The sequence below is a fragment of the Stenotrophomonas sp. GW821-FHT01H02A genome (assembly GCF_059422145.1).
Map to the genome: position 1 here is coordinate 279,271 of NZ_JBWKWI010000003.1, position 24,814 is coordinate 304,084.

At 68.1% G+C, this 24,814-nt stretch carries 23 protein-coding genes; 13 read left to right on the top strand and 10 right to left on the bottom strand.

The genetic code is table 11. The annotated features are described in order from the left end of the window. Nucleotides 1–97: 97 nt before the first annotated feature. On the top strand, nucleotides 98–679 hold the full coding sequence (locus tag AC07WC_RS06840) for an NUDIX hydrolase (protein WP_495209417.1): 582 nt from the start codon (nucleotides 98–100) through the stop codon (nucleotides 677–679). Nucleotides 680–729: 50 nt separating this feature from the next. Here AC07WC_RS06840 and serA read toward each other — a convergent pair whose 3' ends face one another. Beyond that, nucleotides 730–1,971: a phosphoglycerate dehydrogenase gene (gene serA / locus AC07WC_RS06845; protein WP_495209335.1), complete on the bottom strand. Its 1,242-nt coding sequence runs from the start codon at nucleotides 1,969–1,971 to the stop codon at nucleotides 730–732. A 228-nt stretch (nucleotides 1,972–2,199) separates the two neighbouring features. Here serA and AC07WC_RS06850 point away from each other — a divergent pair, with 228 nt between their 5' ends. The 3 genes from AC07WC_RS06850 to AC07WC_RS06860 all read left to right on the top strand — a co-directional run bounded on the left by AC07WC_RS06850 (nucleotide 2,200) and on the right by AC07WC_RS06860 (nucleotide 5,763). After that, on the top strand, nucleotides 2,200–3,588 hold the full coding sequence (locus AC07WC_RS06850; RefSeq protein ID WP_495209336.1) for an FAD-binding oxidoreductase: 1,389 nt from the start codon (nucleotides 2,200–2,202) through the stop codon (nucleotides 3,586–3,588). 61 nt (nucleotides 3,589–3,649) lie between these two features. Then, the gene (locus AC07WC_RS06855; protein ID WP_495209418.1) at nucleotides 3,650–3,946 is read left to right on the top strand and encodes a DUF2388 domain-containing protein; all 297 of its coding nucleotides are present in this window, start codon (nucleotides 3,650–3,652) and stop codon (nucleotides 3,944–3,946) included. Beyond that, entirely contained in the window at nucleotides 3,946–5,763 is a 1,818-nt protein-coding gene (locus tag AC07WC_RS06860) for a DUF7844 domain-containing protein (RefSeq protein WP_495209337.1), read from the top strand. The genes AC07WC_RS06855 and AC07WC_RS06860 overlap by 1 nt, the downstream gene beginning before the upstream one ends. On the opposite strand, the gene AC07WC_RS06865 is transcribed toward AC07WC_RS06860, so the two are convergent. Next, nucleotides 5,741–6,808, bottom strand: a complete 1,068-nt coding sequence (locus AC07WC_RS06865) for an ATP-binding protein (protein WP_495209338.1) — start codon at nucleotides 6,806–6,808, stop codon at nucleotides 5,741–5,743. The genes AC07WC_RS06860 and AC07WC_RS06865 overlap by 23 nt on opposite strands. Continuing rightward, the gene (locus AC07WC_RS06870) at nucleotides 6,808–7,557 is read right to left on the bottom strand and encodes a response regulator (RefSeq protein WP_495209419.1); all 750 of its coding nucleotides are present in this window, start codon (nucleotides 7,555–7,557) and stop codon (nucleotides 6,808–6,810) included. The genes AC07WC_RS06865 and AC07WC_RS06870 overlap by 1 nt, the downstream gene beginning before the upstream one ends. Nucleotides 7,558–7,776: 219 nt before the next feature. On the opposite strand from AC07WC_RS06870, the gene AC07WC_RS06875 reads away from it, so the two are divergent. Then, nucleotides 7,777–8,172, top strand: a complete 396-nt coding sequence (locus AC07WC_RS06875) for a nuclear transport factor 2 family protein (protein WP_495209339.1) — start codon at nucleotides 7,777–7,779, stop codon at nucleotides 8,170–8,172. A gap of 103 nt (nucleotides 8,173–8,275) precedes the next feature. Then, the gene (locus tag AC07WC_RS06880) at nucleotides 8,276–9,037 is read left to right on the top strand and encodes an MliC family protein (protein ID WP_495209340.1); all 762 of its coding nucleotides are present in this window, start codon (nucleotides 8,276–8,278) and stop codon (nucleotides 9,035–9,037) included. A gap of 45 nt (nucleotides 9,038–9,082) precedes the next feature. Here AC07WC_RS06880 and AC07WC_RS06885 read toward each other — a convergent pair whose 3' ends face one another. The 6 genes from AC07WC_RS06885 to AC07WC_RS06910 form a co-directional block, all read right to left on the bottom strand. Continuing rightward, nucleotides 9,083–9,544 carry a hypothetical protein gene (locus AC07WC_RS06885; RefSeq protein ID WP_495209341.1) on the bottom strand — a complete coding sequence of 154 codons (462 nt, stop codon included), beginning with the start codon at nucleotides 9,542–9,544 and terminating at the stop codon, nucleotides 9,083–9,085. After that, the gene (gene yeiP, locus AC07WC_RS06890) at nucleotides 9,534–10,100 is read right to left on the bottom strand and encodes an elongation factor P-like protein YeiP (protein WP_019182972.1); all 567 of its coding nucleotides are present in this window, start codon (nucleotides 10,098–10,100) and stop codon (nucleotides 9,534–9,536) included. Before yeiP ends, AC07WC_RS06885 begins: the two co-directional genes overlap by 11 nt. Before the next feature lie 68 nt (nucleotides 10,101–10,168). After that, complete coding sequence (locus tag AC07WC_RS06895) at nucleotides 10,169–10,939, bottom strand: SDR family NAD(P)-dependent oxidoreductase (RefSeq protein ID WP_495209342.1); 771 nt, start codon at nucleotides 10,937–10,939, stop codon at nucleotides 10,169–10,171. 52 nt (nucleotides 10,940–10,991) lie between these two features. Further along, complete coding sequence (locus AC07WC_RS06900) at nucleotides 10,992–13,580, bottom strand: sensor domain-containing protein (RefSeq protein WP_495209343.1); 2,589 nt, start codon at nucleotides 13,578–13,580, stop codon at nucleotides 10,992–10,994. Beyond that, nucleotides 13,577–14,470, bottom strand: coding sequence for a hydroxymethylglutaryl-CoA lyase (locus AC07WC_RS06905; RefSeq protein WP_495209344.1), 894 nt, complete (start codon nucleotides 14,468–14,470; stop codon nucleotides 13,577–13,579). The genes AC07WC_RS06900 and AC07WC_RS06905 overlap by 4 nt, the downstream gene beginning before the upstream one ends. A 218-nt stretch (nucleotides 14,471–14,688) precedes the next feature. Beyond that, the gene (locus AC07WC_RS06910) at nucleotides 14,689–15,477 is read right to left on the bottom strand and encodes an enoyl-CoA hydratase-related protein (RefSeq protein ID WP_495209345.1); all 789 of its coding nucleotides are present in this window, start codon (nucleotides 15,475–15,477) and stop codon (nucleotides 14,689–14,691) included. Between the two features lie 113 nt (nucleotides 15,478–15,590). On the opposite strand from AC07WC_RS06910, the gene AC07WC_RS06915 reads away from it, so the two are divergent. Genes AC07WC_RS06915 through AC07WC_RS06925 form a run of 3 tightly spaced genes read left to right on the top strand, consistent with a single transcriptional unit; the run spans nucleotide 15,591 to nucleotide 17,958 of the window. Beyond that, complete coding sequence (locus AC07WC_RS06915; RefSeq protein ID WP_088434994.1) at nucleotides 15,591–15,848, top strand: FeoA family protein; 258 nt, start codon at nucleotides 15,591–15,593, stop codon at nucleotides 15,846–15,848. Beyond that, the gene (gene feoB, locus AC07WC_RS06920) at nucleotides 15,845–17,704 is read left to right on the top strand and encodes a ferrous iron transporter B (RefSeq protein WP_495209346.1); all 1,860 of its coding nucleotides are present in this window, start codon (nucleotides 15,845–15,847) and stop codon (nucleotides 17,702–17,704) included. Before AC07WC_RS06915 ends, feoB begins: the two co-directional genes overlap by 4 nt. Continuing rightward, nucleotides 17,704–17,958: a DUF6587 family protein gene (locus AC07WC_RS06925; RefSeq protein ID WP_495209347.1), complete on the top strand. Its 255-nt coding sequence runs from the start codon at nucleotides 17,704–17,706 to the stop codon at nucleotides 17,956–17,958. Before feoB ends, AC07WC_RS06925 begins: the two co-directional genes overlap by 1 nt. A 32-nt stretch (nucleotides 17,959–17,990) precedes the next feature. On the opposite strand, the gene AC07WC_RS06930 is transcribed toward AC07WC_RS06925, so the two are convergent. Beyond that, a complete protein-coding gene (locus AC07WC_RS06930; RefSeq protein WP_495209348.1) occupies nucleotides 17,991–18,752 on the bottom strand; it encodes a 3-oxoacyl-ACP reductase in 762 nt (253 codons plus the stop codon). A 94-nt stretch (nucleotides 18,753–18,846) separates the two neighbouring features. Between AC07WC_RS06930 and dapB the strand changes: the two genes are divergently transcribed. From dapB to carB, 4 genes are all read left to right on the top strand, one after another. After that, nucleotides 18,847–19,587 carry a 4-hydroxy-tetrahydrodipicolinate reductase gene (gene dapB, locus AC07WC_RS06935; protein WP_495209349.1) on the top strand — a complete coding sequence of 247 codons (741 nt, stop codon included), beginning with the start codon at nucleotides 18,847–18,849 and terminating at the stop codon, nucleotides 19,585–19,587. A 240-nt stretch (nucleotides 19,588–19,827) separates the two neighbouring features. After that, nucleotides 19,828–20,958: a glutamine-hydrolyzing carbamoyl-phosphate synthase small subunit gene (carA, locus tag AC07WC_RS06940; RefSeq protein ID WP_495209350.1), complete on the top strand. Its 1,131-nt coding sequence runs from the start codon at nucleotides 19,828–19,830 to the stop codon at nucleotides 20,956–20,958. After that, on the top strand, nucleotides 20,958–21,512 hold the full coding sequence (locus tag AC07WC_RS06945) for a hypothetical protein (RefSeq protein WP_495209420.1): 555 nt from the start codon (nucleotides 20,958–20,960) through the stop codon (nucleotides 21,510–21,512). The genes carA and AC07WC_RS06945 overlap by 1 nt, the downstream gene beginning before the upstream one ends. A 54-nt stretch (nucleotides 21,513–21,566) precedes the next feature. Beyond that, on the top strand, nucleotides 21,567–24,809 hold the full coding sequence (gene carB / locus AC07WC_RS06950) for a carbamoyl-phosphate synthase large subunit (RefSeq protein ID WP_495209351.1): 3,243 nt from the start codon (nucleotides 21,567–21,569) through the stop codon (nucleotides 24,807–24,809). The last annotated feature ends 5 nt before the right edge of the window (nucleotides 24,810–24,814 follow it).

Consider the following 24,814-nt stretch of genomic DNA (forward strand, 5'->3'; position numbering starts at 1 on the left):
CCGCTGTACCTTAGCCAAAGCTGAAGCCGCTGTACAAGCACAAATGCAGCATGGCCGAGCGATAATCGGCCAAATCCGCCCGATGCCTGCTCCTGCCATGTCGCTCAACCCCGAATCCGTTGCCGTTCCTGACGCTGCCCTGCGCAGTCAGCTTGACGCCTATGCCCGCCGACAGCCGGAGCACGCCGCGTTGGCTGACGAATTCAGCACATTGCTGGACGATCCGGAGAATCCGTTTCTGCGTGAGCGCCTGGCCGGGCATTTCACCGGCAGCGCGTGGCTGGTGAGCGCCGACGGGCAGCGCGTGCTGCTGACCCACCACCGCAAGCTGGGCCGCTGGCTGCAGCTGGGCGGCCACGCCGATGGCGAGCGCGATCTGGCCCAGGTGGCGCTGAAGGAGGCCGAGGAGGAATCCGGGCTGTCCGCGCTGGTGCTGGAGGATGGCGAACTGTTCGACATCGACAAGCACTGGATTCCGGAACGCAAGGACGTGCCGGGGCATTGGCATTACGACGCCCGCTACGTGGTGCGAGCGCTGGGCAGCGAGCAGTTCGCGATCAGCGAAGAATCACTGGCGCTGGCCTGGCGCGAGATCCGTGACGTGGCCAACGCGGCGATCGAGACCCCGGATGGAGATGATTCGCTGCCGCGCATGGCCAAACGATGGCTGGCACGTTGATTCAACCGGGACGGGGGTGATTATTAATTACCCCCGTCCCCATTAATACATTAATACAGCACGCGGGTGCGCAGGGTGCCCGGGATCGCCGCCAGCTCTTCGCGGACCGCGCCGGCCTGGGATTCGCTGGCCGTGATGTCGATCACCACGTAGCCGACCTTGGGGTCGGTGCGCAGGAACTGGCCGTCGATGTTGACGTTGTGGCGCGAGAAGATCTCGTTGACCTTGGACAGCACGCCCGGCACGTTCTGGTGGATGTGCAGCAGGCGCAGGCTCTCGGCGTGCTCGGGCAGGGTCACTTCCGGGAAGTTGACCGCCGACAGCGTGCTGCCGTTGTCGCTGTAGCGCACCAGCTTGGCCGCTACTTCCACGCCGATGTTGTCCTGCGCTTCCAGCGTGCTGCCACCCACGTGCGGGGTCAGGATCACGTTGTCGTGCGCGGTCAGCGGCGAGACGAAGGCATCCCCGTTGCCCTTGGGCTCGACCGGGAACACGTCCACCGCCGCGCCGCCGAGATGGCCTGAACGCAGGGCCGCATCCAGCGCATCGATGTCGACCACGGTGCCGCGCGCGGCGTTGATCAGGTGCGCGCCGCGGCGCATCCGGGCCAGTTCATCGGCGCCGAGCATCCACTGCGTGGCCGGCGTTTCAGGCACGTGGACGGTCACGATGTCGGCGCGCGCCAGCAGGTCGTCCAGGCTGATCGCGGCCCGGGCATTGCCCAGTGACAGCTTGGTTTCCACATCGTGGAAGATGACTTGCATGCCCATCGCCTCGGCCATGACGCCGACCTGGGTGCCGATGTGGCCGTAGCCGATGATGCCCAGCGTCTTGCCGCGCACCTCGTGGCTGCCGGCGGCCGACTTCGACCAGCCGCCACGATGGCATTCGGCGTTCTTCTGCGGGATGCCGCGGGTCAGCATGATCGCCTCGGCGATCACCAGCTCGGCCACGCTGCGGGTATTGGAGTAGGGGGCGTTGAACACCGGGATGCCGGCCAGCTCCGCTGCCTCCAGGTCCACCTGGTTGGTGCCGATGCAGAAGCAGCCGACCGCCATCAGGCGCTTGGCATGCACCAGTACGTCCGCGCTCAGCTGCGTGCGCGAACGGATGCCGACGATGTGGGCCTCGGCGATGCGCGCCTTCAACTCGTCCTCGGGCAGGGCCTTGCTGTGCAGTTCGATCTGCGAATAGCCGGCCGCGGTGAACACGTCGATCGCGGTCTGGCTGACCCCCTCGAGCAACAATACGCGGATATCCTGCTTCGGGAACGAGGTCTTTTTCGGCGACATGGGCGGCGTGCGACGTGTGGCGGCGGGAGCCCTCAACTATGCCAGAAGCCGGCCGCGATGGTGCGGTGCGCCAATCGCTGGCGAAACGGTTTCAGATGCACCTATCCGGAGTGCGCGGGCAGGGGGCAGGGGAGCAGCAACGCGCTCCGTCACCCGAGGCGCCGCTACTGGACGCGGCGGGGAGTGGCTGGCAGGCTTGCGGGCTCCCCCGGCACCGCCAGACGCCCCATGACCGACCCGCGCCTTGATTCGCTGTTGCACGATTGCCCCGGGCTGCGCCTGAAGACCGATCCGGCCGACCTGGAGCACTATGGCCGCGATTGGACCCGGCGCTGGACCCCGGCACCGCTGGCGATCGCCTTGCCGGGCACGGTCGAAGAGGTGCAGGCGACCCTGCGCTGGGCGGTCGCCCGGAACGTGGCCGTGGTGCCCTCCGGTGGCCGGACCGGCCTGTCCGGCGGCGCGGTGGCCGCCCATGGCGAGCTGGTGCTCAGCCTGGAGCGCATGAACAAGCCGCTGGCCTTCGATGCGGTCGACCGCACCCTGACCGTGCAGGCGGGCATGCCACTGGAGGCGGTGCACAACGCCGCGCTCGAACACGGGCTGATCTACCCGGTGGATTTCGCCGCGCGCGGCTCGTGCTCGATCGGCGGCAACATCGCCACCAATGCCGGCGGCATCCGGGTGATCCGCTACGGCAACACGCGCGAGTGGATCGCTGGCCTGAAGGTGGTGACCATGGCCGGTGAGCTGATCGAGCTCAACAAGGGCCTGATCAAGAACTCCAGCGGCTACGATTTCCGCCAGCTGCTGATCGGCTCGGAAGGCACGCTCGGCGTGATCGTCGAAGCGACCCTGAAGCTCACCGATCCGCCGCCGGCCAGCAACGTGATGCTGCTGGCGCTGCCTTCGTTCGAGGTGCTGATGCAGGTGTTCGCCGCGTTCCGCGAGCGGCTGCAGCTGCAGGCCTTCGAGTTCTTCACCGACCGCGCGCTCGAGCATGTGCTGGCGCATGGTGCGCAGGCACCGTTCGCCGAGGTCCACCCGTATTACGTGGTCACCGAATTCGCGGCCGGCGATGAGGTGCAGGAAGCGGCGGCCATGGCGGCGTTCGAAGATTGCATGGAACACGGCTGGGTGAGTGACGGCGTGGTCAGCCAGAGCGACGCGCAGGCCGCGCAGCTGTGGCGCCTGCGCGAGGGCATCACCGAGGCGGTGGCGCGCTACAAGCCTTACAAGAACGATGTCTCGGTACGGATCTCGGCGATGCCCGCTTTCCTCGCCGAAACCCAGGCGTTGATCGGGGAGGCGTACCCGCAGTTCGACGTGGTCTGGTTCGGGCACATCGGCGACGGCAACCTGCATATCAACGTGCTCAAGCCCGACGAGACGGCCGACGCGGAGTTCCTGACCCAATGCGAGCACGTCACCAGACTGCTCGCCGGTGTGCTGAGCCGTTTCGACGGCAGCATCTCGGCCGAGCACGGGATCGGCCTGGTCAAGAAGGGCTACCTGGACAGCACCCGCAGCGCACCGGAAATCGCGCTGATGAAGGCGGTCAAACGCGCGTTTGATCCCCAAGCGCTGCTGAATCCGGGCAAGGTTTTCGACCTCTGAGGCAAGACAGGATTTCACGCAGCCTATACGCTCTGTGTTTTCCACCGTGAACCACACCCCGATGATGCGTCCGATCCTGCTCCTTGCCGTGCTCGCCCTGCCGTTGTCGGCGATGGCCTCCAGTTTTGCCGGCAGTTCCGCCGGTTCCGCATCCGGCGCGTCGTCGGCCGGTTCGTCCAGCTCGGGCGACGACAAGATCGTGCTTGATGCGCGTGACGATGCCGCGGCCTTCGTGGCCAGCGACGGTGCCATCCGTGGCGCTCGCCTGGAGGCGGCGCTGCTGCACCTGCGCGAGCAGGGTGTCGCGCAGCAGCAGGCCAGCGACATGGCCCTGGCCAGGACCCTGCTGGCCCGTTGATGTGCGCTTCCGGTCAGGTCCGCCGCTGGCGCTGGGCGGTCCTGGTCGCATGGCTGGCCGCGCCGTTCGCACATGCGGCCCTGCAGTTGGAGCTGCAACCGCAGGGGCTGGACCCGGCGCAGATCGTGGCCGCCGAGCGCACCCTGCAGCAGGTGCGCGGCAGTCTGCCGCCGCAGTGGCAGGCACGGTTCCAGCAACCGGTGCAGGTGCGTTGGTCGGACACCTTGCCCGCGCACGTACACGGCCGGACCCGCAACGGGGCGATCACCCTGCAGCGCGCCTTGCTCGACAGCGTGCAGGAGGACCAACCCCTGCCGCGCCCGCTCGAAGCCGCGCTCATCCATGAATTGACCCACGTGCTGGACCGCTCGCCGCAGGGCGGTTGGTCACGCGATGCACGGCTGCGCGATCTGGCCGGCTGGCAGCGGCGCCCGTGGAAACTCGGGCGCACCGCCAATGCGTTCAGCGAGCGCAGCCCGGACGAATATGAGCGCACACGCCCGGCGGAATTCCTCGCGGTCAACGCCGAGCACCTGCTGCTCGATCCCGATTACGCCTGTCGCCGGCCGGCAGTGGCCGCGTGGTTCGCCAGGCACCTTGGCCCCACCGACCGCACTGTCGCGTGCGACAGCCGCCTGCCGTTGATGCAGGCCGAAGAAGAGGCCGGCGCCGCGACCCTGCTGGAGCTGGATCCGGCCCGGGTCTACGCCGTCGATTACCTGCTCGCCGAAGGCAATGACCAGGTGATGAGCCGCTGGGGCCACAGCATGCTGCGGCTGGTGATCTGCGCACCGGGCCGACCGCGCGGGCCGGCCTGCCGGATGGATCTGTCCGACCACCGCGTGCTGTCATACCGCGCGTTCGTCGGCGATGTGCAGATCTCCAGCTGGCGTGGGCTGACCGGCTCCTATCCCTCGCGCCTGTTCGTGCTGCCGCTCAACCAGGTCATCAACGAATACACCCAGCTCGAGCTGCGTGGGCTGTCGTCGGTGCCGCTGGCACTGGACGGCCAGGACATCGCCGGCCTGCTCGAGCGCGTCGCGCAGGTGCACTGGAGTTACGACGGCCGCTATCTGTTCGTCAGCAACAACTGCGCGGTGGAAACCGGCAAGCTGCTGCAGGAAGGCGTGCCACGGTTGGCGTCGCCTGGGCTGAACCGGATCACCCCGCGCGGACTGCTGACCCGGCTCGAGCGCCAAGGCGTGGCCGATACCCGCGTGCTGGCCGATCGCGAGCAGGCGACACGCCAGGGCTACTACTTCGCTTCGGCCGAAGATCACTACCAGCAGTTGTTCGATGTCGCCCGCCAGCAGTTGCCACTGGGCATGACGAAGGTGGGCGATTGGTTGCGGCAGCCTGCGAGCGCTCGGTCGCCCTGGGTGGAGCAGGGCGATCTGCGGGCCACCTCGGCGTTGCTGTTGCTGGAGCAGGCGGCCCTGCGCCGCGAGGAACTGCGTGCACGCGACGTGCTGAAGCGGCTGCTCGGCCATCCGGACACGGGCGATGACGCAGCGCGCGCTACGCTGCGGGCGCTGCTTGAGGACACCGGGCAGCTGGTCAGCCCGGCCGCACTGCTGACCGGTGGCGGCTATGGGCTGCCGTCGGCCGACGAGCGACGGCAGGCCGCCGGGGCAGCGGCACAGTTGAGCGCCCGGGGCGTGCCTGCCTGGAAGGCGCTGCAACAGCAGTTGAAGCAACGCCTGCCGGCCGCGCAGCAACGCGAACTGGCCACGATCGATCACAACCTGGCCCGGCTCGGCACGCGGATGCGCGACCTGGCCCGGCAGGACGCACCTACTGGCGCGGCAGTTCGATGACGAAGCGTGCGCCGCCCAGGGGGCTGGCGCCGCAGGCTACCTGGCCGCCATGCGCATCGGCGATCGCTTTGACCACTGCCAACCCCAGCCCGCTGCCTCCGCGCTGACGCGAGCGCGAACCATCGCCGCGCAGGAACGGATCGAAGATCTGTTCGCGCAGCGCCGCATCGATGCCGGGGCCTTCGTCGTCGACGGCGATCTGCACGTGGGTAGCGGTGTCGTGCACGGCGATGCGCACCAGGCCCGGCGTCGCATAGCGGCGTGCATTCTCCAGCAGCGCCATCAATGCCTGACGCACGCGGGTGGGGTCGCAATGCGCTGGATGCTCCTCGCGCGATGTTTCCAGCTCCAGCACGAAGCCGCTGTTGCGGAAGCCCGGATCGACCAGGGTCATCACCGTGTGCACTTCCTGCACCACATCGTTGCGTGCGCGGCGGACGTCCAGGCGCGCACTGTCGGCCAGGCTGAGCACGCGCAGGTCCTCGATCAGCCGTGACAGACCCTCGACCTGCGCCAACAGGCTGCGGAACTGGCCTTGGTCCGGGGCGAACACCCCTTCAGCCAGGCCTTGCAGGCGGCCGCGCAGGATGGTGACCGGCGTGCGCAGCTCATGCGCGATCGCCGCATGCCACATCACCCGGTCGGCCTCGATGTTCTGCAGCCGGCGCGCCATTGCGTTGAAGTCGTCCACCAACAGCGCGACTTCGCCGAGCGAGCGGTCACTCACTGCCGCACGCGCGCCCAGGTCGCCATCGGCAAGCCGTCCGATGCTGTCCACCACCGCGTTGAGCGGGGTCAGGATGCGCTGGGACAGGCGCACGGAGGCGGCCACCGCCAGGGTCAGCCCGATCAGGGTCACGCCCACCATCCAGACCAGTTCCGGGCCACTGGGCACCCAGCTGACCGGTTGGTCCACGCCGCCGGGATAGAAAGCCACCAGCACCGCATACAGCAGGTAGGAGCTGAGGATCACCATCACGATGACCGCCAGCACCATCATCGACATCGACAGCACGATGTGCCGGCTCAGCCCCGAGCGGCGCATCAGTGGTCCGCCGCCAGCCGGTACCCGACGCCGCGCACGCTGGCCGGGACGTTGGCCAGGCCGACATCGTCGAGTTTGCGGCGCAGCTTGCTGACGTGGCTGTCCACCGTGCGCTCCAGCGCCTCGCTTTCCGGCAGGCACTCGTGCATGAGTTCGCTGCGGCTGAAGATGCGCATCGGTGCCAGTGCCATGCAGTGCAGCAGCTTGTACTCGGTCAGGGTCAGCAGCAGTTCGTGGCTGTAGCCGTCGCCTTCGACATGCACCGCGTGGTGCTCCGGATCGATCACCAGGCTGCCCACGCGCAGGATCTCCGGCGCGCTGCGGCGCGGCGCATTCAAGGTGCGCCGCAGTACCGCGCGCACCCGCGCGGCAACCTCGGCCGGGTTGAACGGCTTGACCACGTAATCGTCCGCGCCCATCCGCAGCGCGGTCAGCTTGTCCAGGTCCTGGTCCAGCGCGGTCAGCATGATCACCGGGGTATCGCCACGCTGGCGCAGCGTATTGAGCACGGTCCAACCGTCCATGCCCGGCATCTGTACGTCGAGCAGGACCAGGTCCGGGCGGGCGCTGCGATGCAGGGCGAGGGCGTTGGGGCCGTCCTGCGCACGCAGCGTGCGCAGGCCCTCGCGGGCCAGGTAGGCCGCGACGATATCGGCGATCTCGGGTTCGTCCTCGACGATCAGGACCAGGGCATTGAGCGAGTGATCCCAGCGCGCGGTCGGGGCGCCGGGTGGATTGGAGGCGGGCATGCAGGGCAGGGCAGGAAGGTGCTTGTGCTCCATCGTATCTCCACACTTCCTCCATCGAAACCCCACCAAGGCCGCGCAGACTGCCGCCATCGTGATTTCGGCCGGCACTCCGGCAGTTGTGCAGATGAAGAGCAACAAGCGGGATGCCGCCCCGGCGGCGGTGATCCAGGGATGGTGCGGGTACGACGGCGTGCCACGACGACGAGGGCGGGTGCGTCCATGAGCACGGTACTGCAACCGGCGCACGTGGAGGCCGCCGAGGCGCGGCTGTGGGATACGCTGATCCAATGGCAGCCGCAGCAGTTGCATGCCCTGCTGTCGCCGGCGCTGTTCCTGACCGGCCATGACGGCCAGCGCCAGGATGCCTCTCCATGGCTGGCGGGCTGGAATGCGCGGCGCATCCGCATCGTTGCGATCGAGCGACGGCAGACCGAGCAGCTGGCCTGCGGCGCGATGGTGCTGGTCACCGGCGAGCTGCGCCTCCATCTCGATGGCGAGCACGGCAGGCAACTGCATTCGATGCGCCTGCTGCGGGTCTGGGCGCGCTGCACGGGTGCAACGGGCGTGCATCTTCTCTCGCTGTGCATGCTGCCCGCGCCGCCGCGCCCGCACTGAATCGCGTGTTCAGGGCGGTCCGCAGGGTCAGGCCTGCTTCACCTGCTCTCACGGCGCCACAGGTACGATCAAGTGTTGTCGACGTTATCGCAAGGAGTCCCTCATGCGCGCATCTCCCTGGTTGTTGAGCCTGGCCATTACCGGCGCACTTGCCGCCTGCCAACCGGCCAGCCAGAGCAGCCCCGCTGCCGACGGCAGCGAAGCGCCGCCCCCGGCCGATGCCTCCACCACCGACGAGCGCAGCTATGCGTTCCGCTGTGGCGAACTGGAAGTGCATGCCACGTATCGTGGCCAGGATTCGGCGAGCGTGGTGGTCGGTGACCGCACCTTCGCGATGTCCTCGCAGCCGGCGGCGTCCGGCGCCAAGTATGGCGATGGGCAGGGCAACGAATTCTGGACCAAGGGCACCACCGACGGGATCTTGATCCTCAACGGCGAGCCGGACCGTACCTGCAGCGGTACGGGCGAGCAGGGCGGCGAAGCACCGCCGGCCAATGCGACTGCCAATGCCAATGCGGCTGCCAATGCCGATGCCGATGCAGATGCGGCAGGCGGATTCCGCGCGACCGGCAACGAGCCCGGCTGGCTGGCCAAGGTGGGTGCGGGTGCCACCCCGGCACTGCACGTCGAGATGGATTACGGTGAACGCACGCTCGACATCACCAACCCGACCCAGGGCCGTGACGGCTGGTCCGGCACCGCGGCGGATGGCACCCCGGTCAAGCTGACTTTCCAGCGCACGGTGTGCCAGGACGACATGAGTGGCCAGGCCTTCGGTGCCACGGCCATGCTCACCGTCGGCGCGCGCCAGTACCACGGCTGCGGCGATTTCGCCGGGGCGCCGTCGCTGGCCGCCAAACCCTGATGCAATGGAAAGCACCGGGCGCGCGCCTGCGCGCCCGGTGCGTCGTCACGTGCCGCGCGGGCAGGGGTTGGGTTGCGCCCGGCTGCGGGCATCCAGCGCAAGCTCGTTGCGGGTACCCAGCAGCATCAGTTCGGTGTGGACCAGGCAGTTGTCCGCATGGCGCTGCAGCAGCTGGTTGAACAGCCCGACACGGTCGTCGCAGTATTCGTGGATCGCATAGGCCAGTTCGCGGGCGCGGTCTTCGTCATAGGCTTCTTCGCCAGCGAAGTGCTGGCAGGCGCTTTCGCGGGTCAGGAACGCCCGCACGTCGCCCGGCATCGCGCAGTACATGCGGATGTCATCGGCCACGAAGATCTGTGCAGGCACATCGCAGCGCGGCTCGCCGCCCCTCGCGCCGAGGCGGGTGTCCGCGTCGCCGGTGCCCTGCGTCTCGCGCTCCACTGCCCGCGGCGAGCACGCCGCGAGCAGCAGGAGCAGGACGGTCAGTGCAGACCGCTTAGTCGGCACGGCCGGCGAATTCACCGGTGGTGGTGTTGACCAGCACGCGCTCGCCGTTGGCGATGTACTCCGGCACCATGATCTCGATACCGGTGTTGAGCTTGGCCGGCTTCGGGCGCTTGGTGGCGGTGCCGCCCTTGAGTTCCGGCGGGGTCTCGACCACTTCCAGCACGACGCTGGTCGGCAGCTGCACGCCCACCGGGGTCTCGTCGATCACCTGCACGTAGATGCCGGTCAGGCCGTCGGTGATGTAGCCGGCGTCATCGCCCAGCACATCCGCGTCGACCATGTACGGGGTGTAGTCCTCGTCGTCCAGGAAGACGAACGCATCGCCATCCATGTACGAGTAGGTCGCCTGGCGGCGCAGCAGCTCGACTTCCGGCAGGTTGTCGTCGGCGTCGAAGCTGGAATCGAGCTTGTTGCCGCCCGGCACGCTGTACATGATGAAACGGAAGCGGACGTTGCCGCCGCGGCCCTGCGGGGAGCTGCGTTCGATGTCGCGGATCTGGTAGACGCCGTTGTTGAATTCGACGACGTTGCCTTTCTTGATGTCGCTGGCTTTCATGGGAATGAAGGTCGGTTCGTGGAGGTGGCGGGTGCCGGAACCGGGCACCCAGCGGGTTGCGTGCTTGCTTACTTCGGCGCCAGACGCACGGCGCCGTCAAGGCGGATGGTCTCGCCGTTGAGATAGGTGTTGCCCAGGATGTAGGCCACCAGGCTGGCGAAATCCTCCGGCTTGCCCAGGCGGGGCGGGAACGGAATGGAGGCGGCCAGCGACTCCTGCACGGCCGGCGGCATGCCATCGACCATCGGGGTCCAGAAGATGCCCGGGGCGATGGTCATGACGCGGATGCCGAAGCGCGACAGCTCGCGCGCCATCGGCAGGGTCATGCTGACCACGCCGCCCTTGGAGGCGGCATACGCGGCCTGGCCGATCTGGCCTTCGTAGGCGGCCACGCTGGCGGTGTTGATGATCACGCCGCGCTCGCCGTCCTCGCCCGGGGTGTTGTGCTGCATGCGGTTGGCGGCGGCCTTGGCGACGTTGAAGCTGCCGACCAGGTTGACCATCACCGTGCCCTGGAAATTGGCCAGCGGCATCGGCGCCTCCTTGCCCAGCACGCGGCCGGCACCGAGGATGCCGGCGCAGTTGATCGCGGCATTCAGCCCGCCCAGGAAGTCGCAGGCGGCATCGATCTGCGCGGCCACGGCGGCTTCGTCGCTGACGTTGGTGCTGTAGTAGCGCGCGTTGGCTTCGCCAAGCGTGGCCACGGCGGCCGCGCCCTTGTCGTCATTGAGATCGAACAGGGCCACCTTGGCGCCGTTGGCGACCAGGTGCTGGGCCACGGACAGGCCAAGGCCGGAGACACCGCCGGTGATGACGGCGCGGACAGAAGACAGCTGCATTGCACGATCCCGCTGGTTCAAGAACCGCTGATTCTAGCGGAAGCAGCCGCGATCACCGTTGTGCACTGCCCACCGCGACCCGCGCGCGCAGCGCCAGCCGCCGGGCGAACTCGTCCGGCGCCAGCCCCGGCGCGAACAGGAAGCCCTGGCCGACCGAGACCCCCAGGGAGGTCAGGAACTGGCGCTGTGCTTCCGATTCGATGCCTTCGGCCACCAGGCCCAGGCCCAGGCTGCGCGCGATCCCGCAGATCGCCTCGCACACCGCCACGTCCGAGCGGTTGGTGGGTACGCCCTCGACGAACAGCTGGCTCAGCTTGAGCCCGTGGATCGGCAGCCGGCGCAGGTAGTTCAGCGCGCTGTAGCCTTCGCCGAAGTCGTCGATGGTCAGCAGCACGCCCATCTCCCGCAGCTGCGCGAAGGTGCGCAGGGTGTCCGGGGCGTCCTCGATCAGCACCCGTTCGGTGAATTCCAGTTCCAGCGCGCTGCCGGGCAGATGGAACTCGTCCAGCACCGCGCGCACGTGCCGGGCCAGGTCCTCGCCGACAAACTGCCGGTAGGACACGTTGACCGCCACCCGCACGATGCCCAGCCCGTCATCCTGCCACTGGCGCACCTGGCGGCAGGCCTCGCGCAGCACCCACAGGCCGATCCGGACGATGTCGCCGGTGCTCTCGGCGTGGCTGATGAAGATGTCCGGGCGCAGCTCGCCCAGCTGGGTGTTGCGCCAGCGGATCAGGGCCTCGGCGGCGATCAGCTGGCCACTGTGCAGGCTGACCTGCGGCTGGTAGACCAGGTGGAACTCATCGTCATCCAGCGCGCGGTGCAGGCGGCTCTCGATCTGCAGGCGGTCGTGCTGGCGCTGGGCCAGCTCCGGCGAGAACACCTGCCAGCCATTGCGGGTGCGCCGCTTGCAGTCGTACATGGCGATGTCGGCATTCTGGATGAGCTGCTGCGGGCGCACGCCATCCTGCGGCGCGCGGGCGATGCCGATGCTGGTGGTCACCGGGAATTCGTCGGTACCGAAGCGGAACGGGGTGCTGAACGCCCGCGTGATCGCATCGGCCAGCCGCTCCGGCTGATCGGCCTGGTCACGGGTATCGCAGACCACCAGGAACTCATCGCCGCCGAAGCGGGCCAGCAGGCCCTCGGTACCGATTGCGGTGGCGATGCGCCGGGTCGCATCGATCAGCAGTTCGTCACCGGCGCTGTGGCCCAGCAGGTCGTTGACGGTCTTGAAGCGGTCCAGGTCGATGTACAGCACCGCGACCCGGCAATGGGTCGGGTTGGCCATGCGCATGGCCAGGTCGTTGAGCACCGCATCGCGGTTCATGATCCCGGTGAGCGGATCGGTGCGCGCCTGGATCCGCAGCGTCTCTTCGGCCTGCTTGCGCGCGGTGATGTCCTGCACGGTGCCGGCGATGCGCGCGGCATCGACATCGCCGGCCTCGGCCTCGCCGATCATGCGGACCCAGAACGAATGCCCATCGCTGCGCTGGCCCTGCAGCTCCAGCTCGAACGGGACCTGCTTGTCGATCACGTCCAGCAGCGCCTGCTGCAGCTGGACGCGATCGTCCACGCGCAGGCACTCCAGCAGCTCGGCCATGTCGCGCATCGGCAGCGCCTGGCCGAGGATGCGGGTCGCTTCGTCGGTGAGGTACAGCCGCTGCAGGCCACGATCCCACTCCCAGCCGCCGATGTGCGCCAGCGACTGCGCGCGGTCGAACAGGGTGTTGTTGCGCTTGAGTTCGGTGATGTCGCTGAACAGCCCGAAGACATGGTCCGGGGCATCGCGTCCATTGCCGTATACCGGCACGTTGGTGGTGGAGATCCAGATCATGCGGCCGCGTGGACGGTGGTACAGGCCGACGATGGTGCTGCGCACGATCCGCCCGCTCTGCAGCGAGACACTGGCCGGCCACTGGTCCCGGGTGAGCGGGTGGCCATGCTCGTCCACGCTGATCCAGTCCTCCGGGGCCAGCATCGCCTGCAGGCTGCCGCCATTGCCGGCGGTACCGAGGATGCGGTGCGCGGCCGGGTTGGCCGAGACCACCCGCAGCTGGCGGTCGAACAGGATCACGCCCTTGTCGATCGATTCCATCAGCAGCCGGTAGCGCGACTCGGCCTGCCAGCGGCTGCTGAGGTCGCGCGCCACCGCCACGATGCAGTGCTCGCCCTGGTGCTCGAAGCCCGCCGAATGCACCTCCACCGGAAAGCGGCTGCCATCGCCGCGCATGTTGGTGACCTCGATGACATAGGTCTCGCCCCGGTGCAGCGCTTCCCAGACCGGATCGAGATGGTCGCCCGGCAGGTCCGGGTTCAACAGTTCGATCGGCTGCCCGATGATCTCCTCGCGGGAGCGGCCGTACGCACGCACGCCGGCCTTGTTGAGGTCGAGTACGACGCCGCGGTCGCTGAGGATGCTGACCGGGTCCGGGACGGCGTCGAACAACGCGGCGTACCGGCGCAGCGCCAGCTGGCGCTCGTCCATGGCTTCCTGCAGGGCCTGCTGGACCACTTCCAGCAGGCCACGAAGGTCGCCTGGCGATTGCGCCAGGGCGCGTTCCAGGGCGGCCAGCGCGTGGACGTGGGCGGTGAGGTGATCACCAACCGCAGCGTCCTTGCGCGGGCCGCCACGGTTCATGTCGCCGCCAGGGCCTTTCCGGTCTTGCTGCCGGTTTCGCGCCCCAGCCGCGCGGCCAGCCAGCGCCCGGTGGCGGCCAGCGCCGGCAGGTCGATGCCGGTGTGCATGCCGATGCCATGCAGCATGTAGACCACGTCTTCGCTGGCGACGTTGCCGCTGGCGCCCTTGGCATACGGGCAGCCACCCGCGCCGGAGACTGCCGAATCGACCACGCGCACGCCTTCTTCCAGGCAGGCATCGATATTGGCCAGGGCCTGGCCATAGGTGTCATGGAAGTGCACGGCCAGCGCGGCCATCGGCAGTTCGCTGGCAACGGCCTTGAGCATGGCGCGGGCCTTGCGCGGGGTGCCGACGCCGATGGTGTCGCCGAGCGAGATTTCGTAACAGCCCATCTCGTGCAGCGCGCGGGCGACGCGCACCACCTCGCTCACCGCTACGTCGCCCTGGTAAGGGCAGCCGAGCACGGTGGAGACATAGCCGCGCACCTTGACCCCGTCGGCCTTGGCCCGTTCCAGGATCGGCGCGAAGCGGGCCAGCGATTCGTCGATGCCGGCATTGGTGTTGGTGCGGTTGAAGGTTTCCGAAGCGGCCGTGAACACCGCCACTTCCTGCACGCCCACTGCGCGCGCGCGGTCGTAACCCTGTTCGTTGGGGACCAGCACCGGGTATGCGATGCCGGGGCGGCGCTCGATGCCGGTATAGACCTCGGCCGCATCGGCCAGCTGCGGCACCCAGCGCGGGCTGACGAAGCTGGTCGCCTCGATGGTGCGCAGCCCGGTCAGCGAGAGCTGGCGGATCAGTTCGATCTTGTCGGCGGTGGCGACCGGCTGGGCTTCGTTCTGCAGCCCGTCGCGCGGGCCGACCTCGACGATGCGGACGATGTCATCCATGTGCCTGCCCTCCGCGAACGGAGCGACGGACGACCAGCAGGGGGCGGGGCGGGATAGAGATCACGGAGATTCCTGTCAGGCGAAGGCGGCCCACGTTCCCCGGCGGGCCACGAAAGGGGGATACGCGGGATGGGCGACAAAGCGGCCATCCCGCCGGCGATGGGCGGTCAGCCCGGGTGGTGGCGGACCGCTTCGATGTTGTCGAGGATGGCGCGCCCTCAATCCTGGGTGACCCAATGCGGGGCGCGCTTGTCGAGGAAGGCCCCGAGGCCCTCCTGGCCTTCGGCCGAGACCCGCAGGCGGGCGATCAGGGCCGCGTTGTCGCGGTCGGTGGCGTCGCGGTCGCGGCCCAGCGCGACCCGGCGGACCAGGTCCTTGGCCGAGGCCGAGGCGACCGGGCCGGCCTTGTCGAGCAGGCCCAGCTGGCGCTCCACGGCCTCGTCGATCCGTTCCGGCTCGATCAGCTGGTGCACCAAGCCGATGCGCAGGGCGGTCTCGGCGTCGAAATGCTCGCCGGTGGCGAACCAGCGGCGGGCCTGGCGTGGGCCGATCGCGTCAATGACATAGGGCGAGATCACCGCCGGCAGCAGGCCCAGCCGGCTCTCGGTCAGGCCGAAGCGGGCGCTGGTGCTGGCGATGGCGATATCGCAGCAAGCCACCAGGCCGACCCCGCCACCGAAGGCCGCGCCCTGGACGCGGGCGATGGTCGGCTTGGGCAGCTCGTCCAGGGTCCGCATCAGCCGGGCCAGGGCGAGCGAATCCTGGCGGTTGTCCTCTTCGCTGGCGGCGGCCATGCCACGCATCCACTGCATGTCCGCGCCTGCCGAGAACGAGGCGCCTTCCCCGGCCAGCACCACCGCGCGGACGTGGTCGTCGCGTCCGGCCGCCTCCAGTGCGGCGGTCAGCTGGGCGATCAACGAGGCGTCGAAGGCATTGTGCAGGGTCGGGCGGTTCAGCCACAGGGTCAGCGCCGAGGCGCTGCGTTCGATCCGTAATGCGTCACTCATGGGTGGGTTTACTCCATACATGTACAGATCATAGCGGGCCGTTGGTCACGGGCAATGACGCGGCGCGGCGATGGTAGAATTGATAACCATTCCTATCATCGAGAAGGCGCTCCGTGACGTTGTCCGATCTGGCGCTGTACAGCTCCGCCCTGGTGGAGTCCGTGCAGGAACTACACGCAAACGATGCGATCGCCCGCCGCCTGAAGGAGCTTGGCTTCGTCAAAGGGGAAGAGGTCCGTCTGGTAGCCCGTGGTCCGGTGGGTGCCGAGCCGCTGCTGGTGCAGGTCGGGTTCACGCGCTTCGCGCTGCGCCGCAGTGAGGCCGCCCGCATCGTGGTCACCGCGCTGCAGGCCCAGGAGGCCCGCGCATGAGCGCCGCCACCAACGCCCTGCGCATTGCCCTGGTCGGCAACCCGAACAGCGGCAAGACCGCGCTGTTCAACCAGCTGACCGGCAGCCGCCAGAAAGTGGCCAACTACACCGGCGTGACCGTGGAGCGCAAGGAAGGCCGCCTGCGCGCGCCCTCCGGCCGCGAGTTCGCCGTGCTCGATCTGCCGGGCGCCTACAGCCTGCAGCCGGCCAGCCTGGACGAGGCGATCACCCGTGACCTGTGCCGGGGCTTCTACCCGGGCGAAGCCGCCCCCGACGTGCTGTTGTGCGTGATCGACGCGACCAACCTGCGTCTGCACCTGCGCTTCGCACTGGAACTGCGCGAGCTGGGCAAGCCGATGATCGTGGCGCTGAACATGGTCGATGCGGCCGAGCGCCGTGGCATCAAGATCGACGTCCCGGCGCTGGAACAGGCGCTGGGCGTACCGGTCGTCGAGACCGTGGCGGTGCGCCGCAACGGCGCGGCCAAGCTGGTCGAGCGCCTGGATGCGATGGTGCCGCACCTGCAGGCCCCGGTGGCGGTGCCGGCGGCGGAGACCGATTACCACGCCCAGGTGCGCGACCTCCTCGCCGCCTCGGTGAGCATGCCGTCGCGCACGGCGAAGATCGACGACGCGCTGGACCGCTGGCTGCTGCACCCGGTGTTCGGGCTGCTGACCCTGGCCGTGGTGATGTTCCTGATCTTCCAGGCGGTGTATGCCTGGGCGACGCCGGTCATGGACCTGATCGAGGCCGGTACGGCCGCGCTGGGGGGCTGGATCGGCGGTGCACTGCCCGAGGGCCCGCTCAACAGCCTGCTCACCGACGGCATCATCGCCGGCGTCGGCGGGGTGATCGTGTTCCTGCCGCAGATCCTGATCCTGTTCGCGTTCATCCTGGCGCTGGAAGAGTCCGGCTACCTGCCGCGGGCCGCCTTCCTGCTGGACCGCATGATGGCCGCGGCCGGCCTGTCCGGGCGTTCGTTCATCCCGCTGCTGTCCAGCTTCGCCTGTGCGGTGCCGGGCATCATGTCCACCCGCAGCATCCAGGACCCGCGCGACCGCCTCGCCACGATCCTGGTCGCGCCGTTGATGACCTGTTCGGCACGGCTGCCGGTGTACGCGCTGCTGATCGGCGCCTTCATCCCGCAGAAGCAGATCTGGGGCGTGTTCAACCAGCAGGGCCTGGTCCTGTTCGGGTTGTATGCGGCCGGCATCGTCAGCGCGCTGCTGATGTCCTGGACCATGAAGAAGTGGCGCCGTGACAAGAGCGAGCATCCGCTGATGCTGGAACTGCCGTCCTACCGCATCCCGCATCCGCGCGATCTGGCGGTCGGCCTGTACGAGCGCGGCATGATCTTCCTCAAGCGGGTGGGCGGCATCATCCTGGCGCTGACCATCCTGCTGTGGTTCCTGCTGTCGTTCCCGGGTGCGCCGGAGAACGCGACCATGCCGGCGATCGACTACAGCTTCGCCGGTCAGATCGGGCATGCCATGGCGGTGTTCTTCGCGCCGCTGGGGTTCAACTGGCAGATCTGCATCGCACTGATCCCGGGCCTGGCCGCGCGTGAAGTGGCGGTTGCCTCGCTGGCCACCGTGTACGCCTTGTCGGCCGCCGATGACGATGCCGCCAGCCAGGCGCTGACCCCGCTGATCAGTGACGGCTGGTCGCTGGCCACCGCGCTGTCGCTGCTGGTCTGGTACATCTACGCCCCGATGTGCATCTCCACGCTGGCCACGATCAAGCGCGAGACCAACTCGTGGAAGCAGATGGGCTTTGCCACGTTCTACCTGTTCGCGGCCGCGTACATCGCCTCGCTGATCACCTACCAGGTGACCGTGGCACTGGGCGGCGGCTGATGGATACCGGCCTGCTGCTCCAATATGCCGTGATCGCGCTGGCCGTGCTGGTCAGTGCGTGGGTGGTGATGAAGAAGCAGTTCCCGGGCACCGTGCGCAAGGCGCGCGGGGCGATCGCGCTGGGGCTGGTCAAGCCGCAGCGCGCCGCCTGGCTGCAGGCGCTGGGCCGCAGGATCGCGCCACCGGCCAGCGGTAGTGGCGGCGCGTGCGGCGGCTGCGACAGTTGCGGGCCGACCCCGCCGAAGCAACACTGAACCGATCGAGCCACGCCACGCGTGGCGGCTGCTCAGTCCCGCACCAGCCCACCATCCACCACCAGGTTCTGCCCGGTCACCGCGCGTGACCACGGCGAGGCGAAGAACAGCACCGCATCGGCGAACTCGGCCGGGGTGGTGACACTGCGCAGCGGCGTGTTGGCGGCGATGTAATCGAACACCGCCTCCGGGGTGGCGGCGCTGGCATCGGTGGTGCGCAGCAGGCCGCCGGAAAGCATGTTGACGGTGATGCCGTCCGGGCCGAGATCGCCGGCCAGGGTGCGGGTCAGCGAGAGCAGTGCGGCCTTGGCCGCCGTGTAATCGTGATAGGGCACCACCGGGTTCTGGAACAGGTTGGTGCCGATGTTGATCACCCGCCCGAAGTGCTGCGCGCGCATGCCGGGCAGGGCCGCCTGCACGGTATGCAGGGCACCGCGTACGCTGCCTTCGAACTGCTGCTGGAACGCCTCCCAGCCGATCACGTCAGCCTTGTCGCGGGCATCGCCATTGAACGAGAACGCCGCCAGTGCGTTGTTGACCACCGTGGTGATGGCTCGGCCGAAGTGCTGCCGCGCCTGTGCGAACAATGCCTCCACCTGCCCGCGGTCAGTCACGTCGGCCCGGATCGCCACGGTCGCGCTGCCCAGCTCGGCGGCCAGCGCGTGCGCGGCATCAGCGCTGGCGTGGTAGTTGATGACGACCTGTGCGCCTTCGCCGACGAAGGCGCGGACCAGGTGCTGGCCGAGCCCGCGGGCACCGCCGGTGACGAGAACGAGCTGCTGCGAAAGCTGCATGGAGAGATGGCCTGGGAAATCCATCCGCTAGCCTAGCAAGCCGTGCGTGGATTTCCTCTTGTGCAGCCTCGCCACCACCGGCTAGCCTGCGCGCATGACTACTACTCCCCTACGTCTGCTCATCCACGGTGCGTCCGGCCGCATGGGCCAGGCACTGCTCCGCCTTGCCGCCGACACGCCCGCCCTGCAGGTCGTGGCTGCGGTCACCCGCCGCTCGCCGGCCCAGCGCGTGGTGGAGGGCGTGCCGCATTTCGCCAGCAGCGAGCTGGCCGGCGCGCCCCAGTTCGATGTCGCCATCGATTTCAGTCTGCCCGAGGGCTTTGATCCGGTGCTGGCGCTGTGCGTGGAGCGTGGCGCGGGCTTCGTTTCCGGGACCACCGGCATCAGTGAAGCGCAGCGCCAGGCACTGATCCAGGCCGCCGGCCGGATTCCGCTGGTCTGGGCGTCGAACTTCAGCCTCGGCGTTGCGGTACTGGACGAACTGGTCGAGCGGGCCGCGGCGGCGCTGGCGGGCTGGGACTGCGACATCGTCGAATCCCACCATACCCAGAAGAAGGACGCGCCGTCCGGCACGGCTCTGACCCTGGGCGCGGCGGCGGAGAAGGGTGGGGCACAACCGCACTACGCCAGCCTGCGTGCCGGCGACATCGTCGGCGAGCACCTGGTCCAGTTCACCGGGCTGGGCGAACGCATCGAACTGGTCCACCGTGCGACCAACCGCGACATCTTCGCCCGTGGCGCGCTGTTTGCCGCCAGCCAGTTGCCCGGCCGCGCCCCGGGCAGCTACCGGGTCCGCGACCTGCTGGATGGCGCCACGCCGCCGCCTGCCGTCTGAATGGGGCCAGGCCGGCCGACAGGGCGGGCGCCTGAACCGGCGCCATGCCCTCTGTCGGCCTGAACAGGGCAATTGCACGCGGATGCTGGCGTCGCACCCGGCTTCCCTTTACAATTCCCGCTCGCCGAATCACGACAGCCGGACCGGTCCAGAACCGCAGTCCGCGCTTTTTTGCAGCCGCTTTTTCGTGAAGCGCAGGCGTGACTTCGGCGACCCCTCGGTAGCCAAAGTGAGATTTCCGTGACCCAAGCCGCAATCCTCGTCCTCGAAGACGGCACCGTATTCGAGGGCGAATCCGTAGGCGCGCCCGGCCTGTCCGTTGGTGAGGTGGTGTTCAACACCGCCATGACCGGCTATCAGGAAGTGTTGACCGATCCTTCCTACGCCCGGCAGATGGTCACGCTGACCTACCCGCATATCGGCAACACCGGCATGACCGACCAGGACGATGAAGCGGCCAAGGTCTGGTCGGCCGGCCTGATCGTGCGCGATGTGCCGCGCCGCCCGAGCAACTGGCGCAGCCAGGTGTCGCTGCAGGATTGGCTGATCCAGCGCGGCGTGGTCGCCATCTCCGGCATCGATACCCGCAAGCTGACCCGCATCCTGCGCGAGCGCGGCGCCCAGAATGGTGCGCTGATGGCCGGCGAGGGCCTGAACGTGGACACCGCGCTGGAAGCGGCGCGCAAGTTCCCGGGCCTGAAGGGCATGGATCTGGCCAAGGTGGTCAGCACCGACAAGCGCTATACCTGGACCGAGGGCCAGCTGGATCTGGACAGCAACGCCTTCGTCAACGCCGCGCCGCGCTTCAAGGTGGTGGCCTATGATTTCGGTGCCAAGCTCAACATCCTGCGCATGCTGGCCGAACGCGGCTGCGAGCTGACCGTGGTGCCGGCGCAGACCCCGGCCGCCGAAGTGCTGGCGATGAACCCGGACGGCGTGTTCCTCTCCAATGGCCCGGGCGACCCGGAACCGTGCGATTACGCGATCGCCGCGATCAAGACCTTCCTCGAGAAGAAGGTGCCGACCTTCGGCATCTGCCTGGGCCACCAGCTGCTGGCGCTGGCCTCCGGTGCGAAGACGGTCAAGATGGGCCACGGCCATCACGGCGCCAACCACCCGGTCCAGGACCTGGACGGTGGCCGCGTCATGATCACCTCGCAGAACCATGGCTTCGCGGTGGATGAAGCCTCGCTGCCGGCGACCCTGCGGGTGACCCACCGTTCGCTGTTCGACGGCACCAACCAGGGCATCGCCCGCACCGACGTGCCGGCGTTCTCGTTCCAGGGCCATCCGGAAGCCTCGCCGGGCCCGCATGACGTCGGTCCGCTGTTCGACCGCTTCGTGACCCTGATGGCCGAGGCCAAGGCGTGATGCGCAGCCCCGTGCTGCTGCTGTCGCTGTTGTGCTTCACCGGCGTGGTCCAGGCCGCGCCGGCCACGGATGCGGAGGTTCGGGCGGTGGTCCAGTCGCTGGGCCTGGGCACGCTGGGCACGGACATGGCCAAGCTGATGGTCGACAACGTGCCCGCGCTCAATGCGCTGCCGGAGACCGATCGCCAGTGCGCGCATGCGCCGATCAAGAGCCTGCTCGACGCACAGTTCCGTCGTTCGGTGATCGCCGGCCTCGGCAACGACGGCGACGAGGTGATCGCGGAGTGGTCGCGCTTCCTGGGGACCCCCGGGGGCAAGAGCCTCTCCTCGGCCTTCGCTGCTGCGAATCCATCAACCATCGCGGCCGAAGCCAGCGTGGACCTGAGTGAGAAGGAGCGCGCCGAGGTGGCTGCGTTCCTGAGCAGCCCGGCCTACACCCGCTTCATCGCCACGCTCGACATCGAATCGGAGCTGCCCGACGACATCGGCGTGCAGCTGGCGAAAGGACTGCAGGACCAGTGCCGGATCGCGCTGAACCCCGACGATATTTCCTGATCGACAGCGTGCGATCACCCCCATCTGCCTCGCTGTCCAGACTTAGAGAAGACAATGCCCAAGCGCACTGACCTTAAAACCATCCTCATCATCGGTGCCGGCCCGATCGTCATCGGCCAGGCCTGTGAGTTCGACTACTCTGGCGCGCAGGCCTGCAAGGCGCTGCGCGACGAGGGGTACCGCGTGGTGCTGGTCAACAGCAATCCGGCCACGATCATGACCGACCCGGAGATGGCCGATGCGGTGTACATCGAGCCGATCAACTGGCAGACGGTCGAGAAGATCATCGCCAAGGAGAAGCCCGATGCGCTGCTGCCGACCATGGGTGGCCAGACCGCGCTGAACTGCGCGCTGGACCTGGCCGACAACGGCGTGCTGGAGAAGTACAACGTCGAGCTGATCGGCGCCAAGCGCGAGGCCATCCGCATGGCCGAAGACCGCGAGCTGTTCCGCGTCGCCATGGGTGAGATCGGCCTGGAGTGCCCCTCCGCCGCGGTCGCGCACACGCTGGAAGAAGCGATCGAGATCCAGACCCGCGTCGGTTACCCGACCATCATCCGCCCCAGCTTCACCCTGGGCGGCAGCGGCGGCGGCATCGCCTACAACCGCGAAGAGCTGGTCGATATCGTGACCCGCGGCCTGGAACTGTCGCCGACCACCGAAGTGCTGGTGGAAGAGTCGGTGCTGGGCTGGAAGGAATTCGAGATGGAGGTGGTGCGCGATACCGCCGACAACTGCATCATCGTCTGCTCGATCGAAAACCTGGACCCGATGGGCGTGCACACCGGTGACTCGATCACCGTGGCCCCGGCCCAGACCCTGACCGACAAGGAATACCAGCGCCTGCGCGATGCCTCCATCGCCGTGCTGCGCAAGATCGGCGTGGACACCGGCGGCTCCAACGTGCAGTTCGGCATCAGCCCGACCACCGGCCGCGTGGTGGTGATCGAAATGAACCCGCGCGTGTCGCGTTCCTCGGCGCTGGCCTCCAAGGCCACCGGCTTCCCGATCGCCAAGGTCGCGGCCAAGCTGGCCGTGGGCTACACCCTGGATGAATTGAAGAACGAAATCACCGGCGGCCTGACCCCGGCCTCGTTCGAGCCGTCGATCGATTACGTCGTCACCAAGATCCCGCGCTTCGCCTTCGAGAAGTTCCCGGCCGCCGACGCACGCCTGACCACCCAGATGAAGTCGGTGGGCGAGGTGATGGCGATGGGCCGCACCTTCCAGGAGTCGCTGCAGAAGGCACTGCGTGGCCTGGAAACCGGCAAGATCGGCCTGGACCCGACCGGCCTGGACCTGTCCAACGAAGACGACATCACCACGATCAAGCGCGAGCTCAAGGCCCCGGGCCCGGAGCGCCTGTTCTTCGTCGGTGATGCGTTCCGCGCCGGCTTCAGCGTGGAAGACGTGTTCGCGCTGTCGCACATCGACCCGTGGTTCCTGGACCAGATCGAAGAGATCATCCAGGCCGAGGCCGAGGTGGCCGCCGACGGCATCGATGCACTGGACGCCGCGCGCCTGCGCAAGCTCAAGCGCGCCGGTTTCTCCGACGCCCGCCTGGCCGAACTGACCGGCACCAACGAAGCGGCCGTGCGCGCGCTGCGTCGCGCCCACAAGGTGCGCCCGGTGTACAAGCGCGTGGATTCGTGCGCCGCCGAGTTCGCCACCAGCACCGCCTACCTGTACTCGACCTACGAGGATGAGTGCGAAGCGGCGCCGAGCAACCGCGACAAGATCATGATCCTGGGCGGCGGTCCGAACCGCATCGGCCAGGGCATCGAGTTCGATTACTGCTGCGTGCACGCCGCGCTGGCCCTGCGCGATGATGGCTTCGAAACCATCATGGTCAACTGCAACCCGGAAACCGTCTCCACCGATTACGACACCTCCGACCGCCTGTACTTCGAGCCGCTGACGCTGGAAGACGTGCTGGAGATCGTCGAGCTGGAACAGCCGAAGGGCGTGATCGTGCAGTACGGCGGCCAGACCCCGCTGAAGCTGGCGCGCGCGCTGGAAGCCAACGGCGTGCCGGTGATCGGCACCTCGCCGGACTCCATCGACCTGGCCGAAGACCGCGAGCGCTTCCAGCAGCTGGTCGAGAAGCTGGGCCTGAAGCAGCCGCCGAACCGCATCGCCCGCAACGACCAGGAAGCGCTGCTGCTGGCCCGCGAGATCGGCTACCCGCTGGTGGTACGCCCGAGCTACGTGCTGGGCGGCCGCGCGATGGAAATCGTCTACGGCGAGTCCGACCTGGCCCGCTACGTCCGCGACGCGGTGAAGGTCTCCAACGATTCGCCGGTGCTGCTGGACCGCTTCCTGGACAACGCCGTGGAAGTGGACGTGGACATCATTGCCGACAAGGACGGCAACGTGCTGATCGGCGGCGTGATGGAGCACATCGAGGAAGCCGGCGTGCATTCGGGCGATTCGTCGTGCTCGCTGCCGCCGTACTCGCTGTCCGCCGAAACCCAGGCCGAACTGCGCCGCCAGGTGGTGGAACTGGCCAAGGCCCTGAACGTGGTCGGCCTGATGAACACCCAGTTCGCGATCCAGGCCGGCGAGAACGGCGAAGACATCGTCTACCTGCTGGAAGTGAATCCGCGTGCCTCGCGCACCGTGCCGTTCGTCTCCAAGGCCACCGGCATGCCGCTGGCCAAGATCGCCGCGCGCTGCATGGCCGGCAAGACGCTGGCCGAGCAGGGCGCGACCAAGGAAATCGTGCCGGGCTACTACTCGGTCAAGGAAGCGATCTTCCCGTTCGCCAAGTTCCAGGGCGTCGACCCGATCCTCGGGCCGGAGATGCGCTCCACCGGTGAGGTGATGGGCGTGGGCCGCAGCTTCAGTGCCGCCTTCGCACGTGCGCAGGAAGCCGGTGGCATCAAGGCGCCGCCGCTGGGCAAGGCCTTCGTGTCGGTCCGTGATCCGGACAAGAAGCGCGTGCTGCCGGTTGCCCAGGCCCTGCTGGAGCGTGGTTACACCCTGGTGGCCACCCGCGGCACCGCCGCGTGGCTGCAGCAGCACGGCATGGACTGCGAGATCGTCAACAAGGTCGTCGAAGGTCGTCCGCACATCGTCGATTCGATCAAGAACGGTGAGATCGTCTACATCGTCAACACGACCGAAGGTCGCGCGGCGATCAACGACTCGTTCTCGATCCGTCGCGAGGCGCTGCAGCATCGCGTCACCTACTCGACCACCATTGCCGGCGCCAAGGCGCTGGTGCAATCACTGGAATTCCGCGGGACCGGCCCGGTCTGGTCGCTGCAGGAACTGCACAAGGAGTTGAACGCATGAGAGCA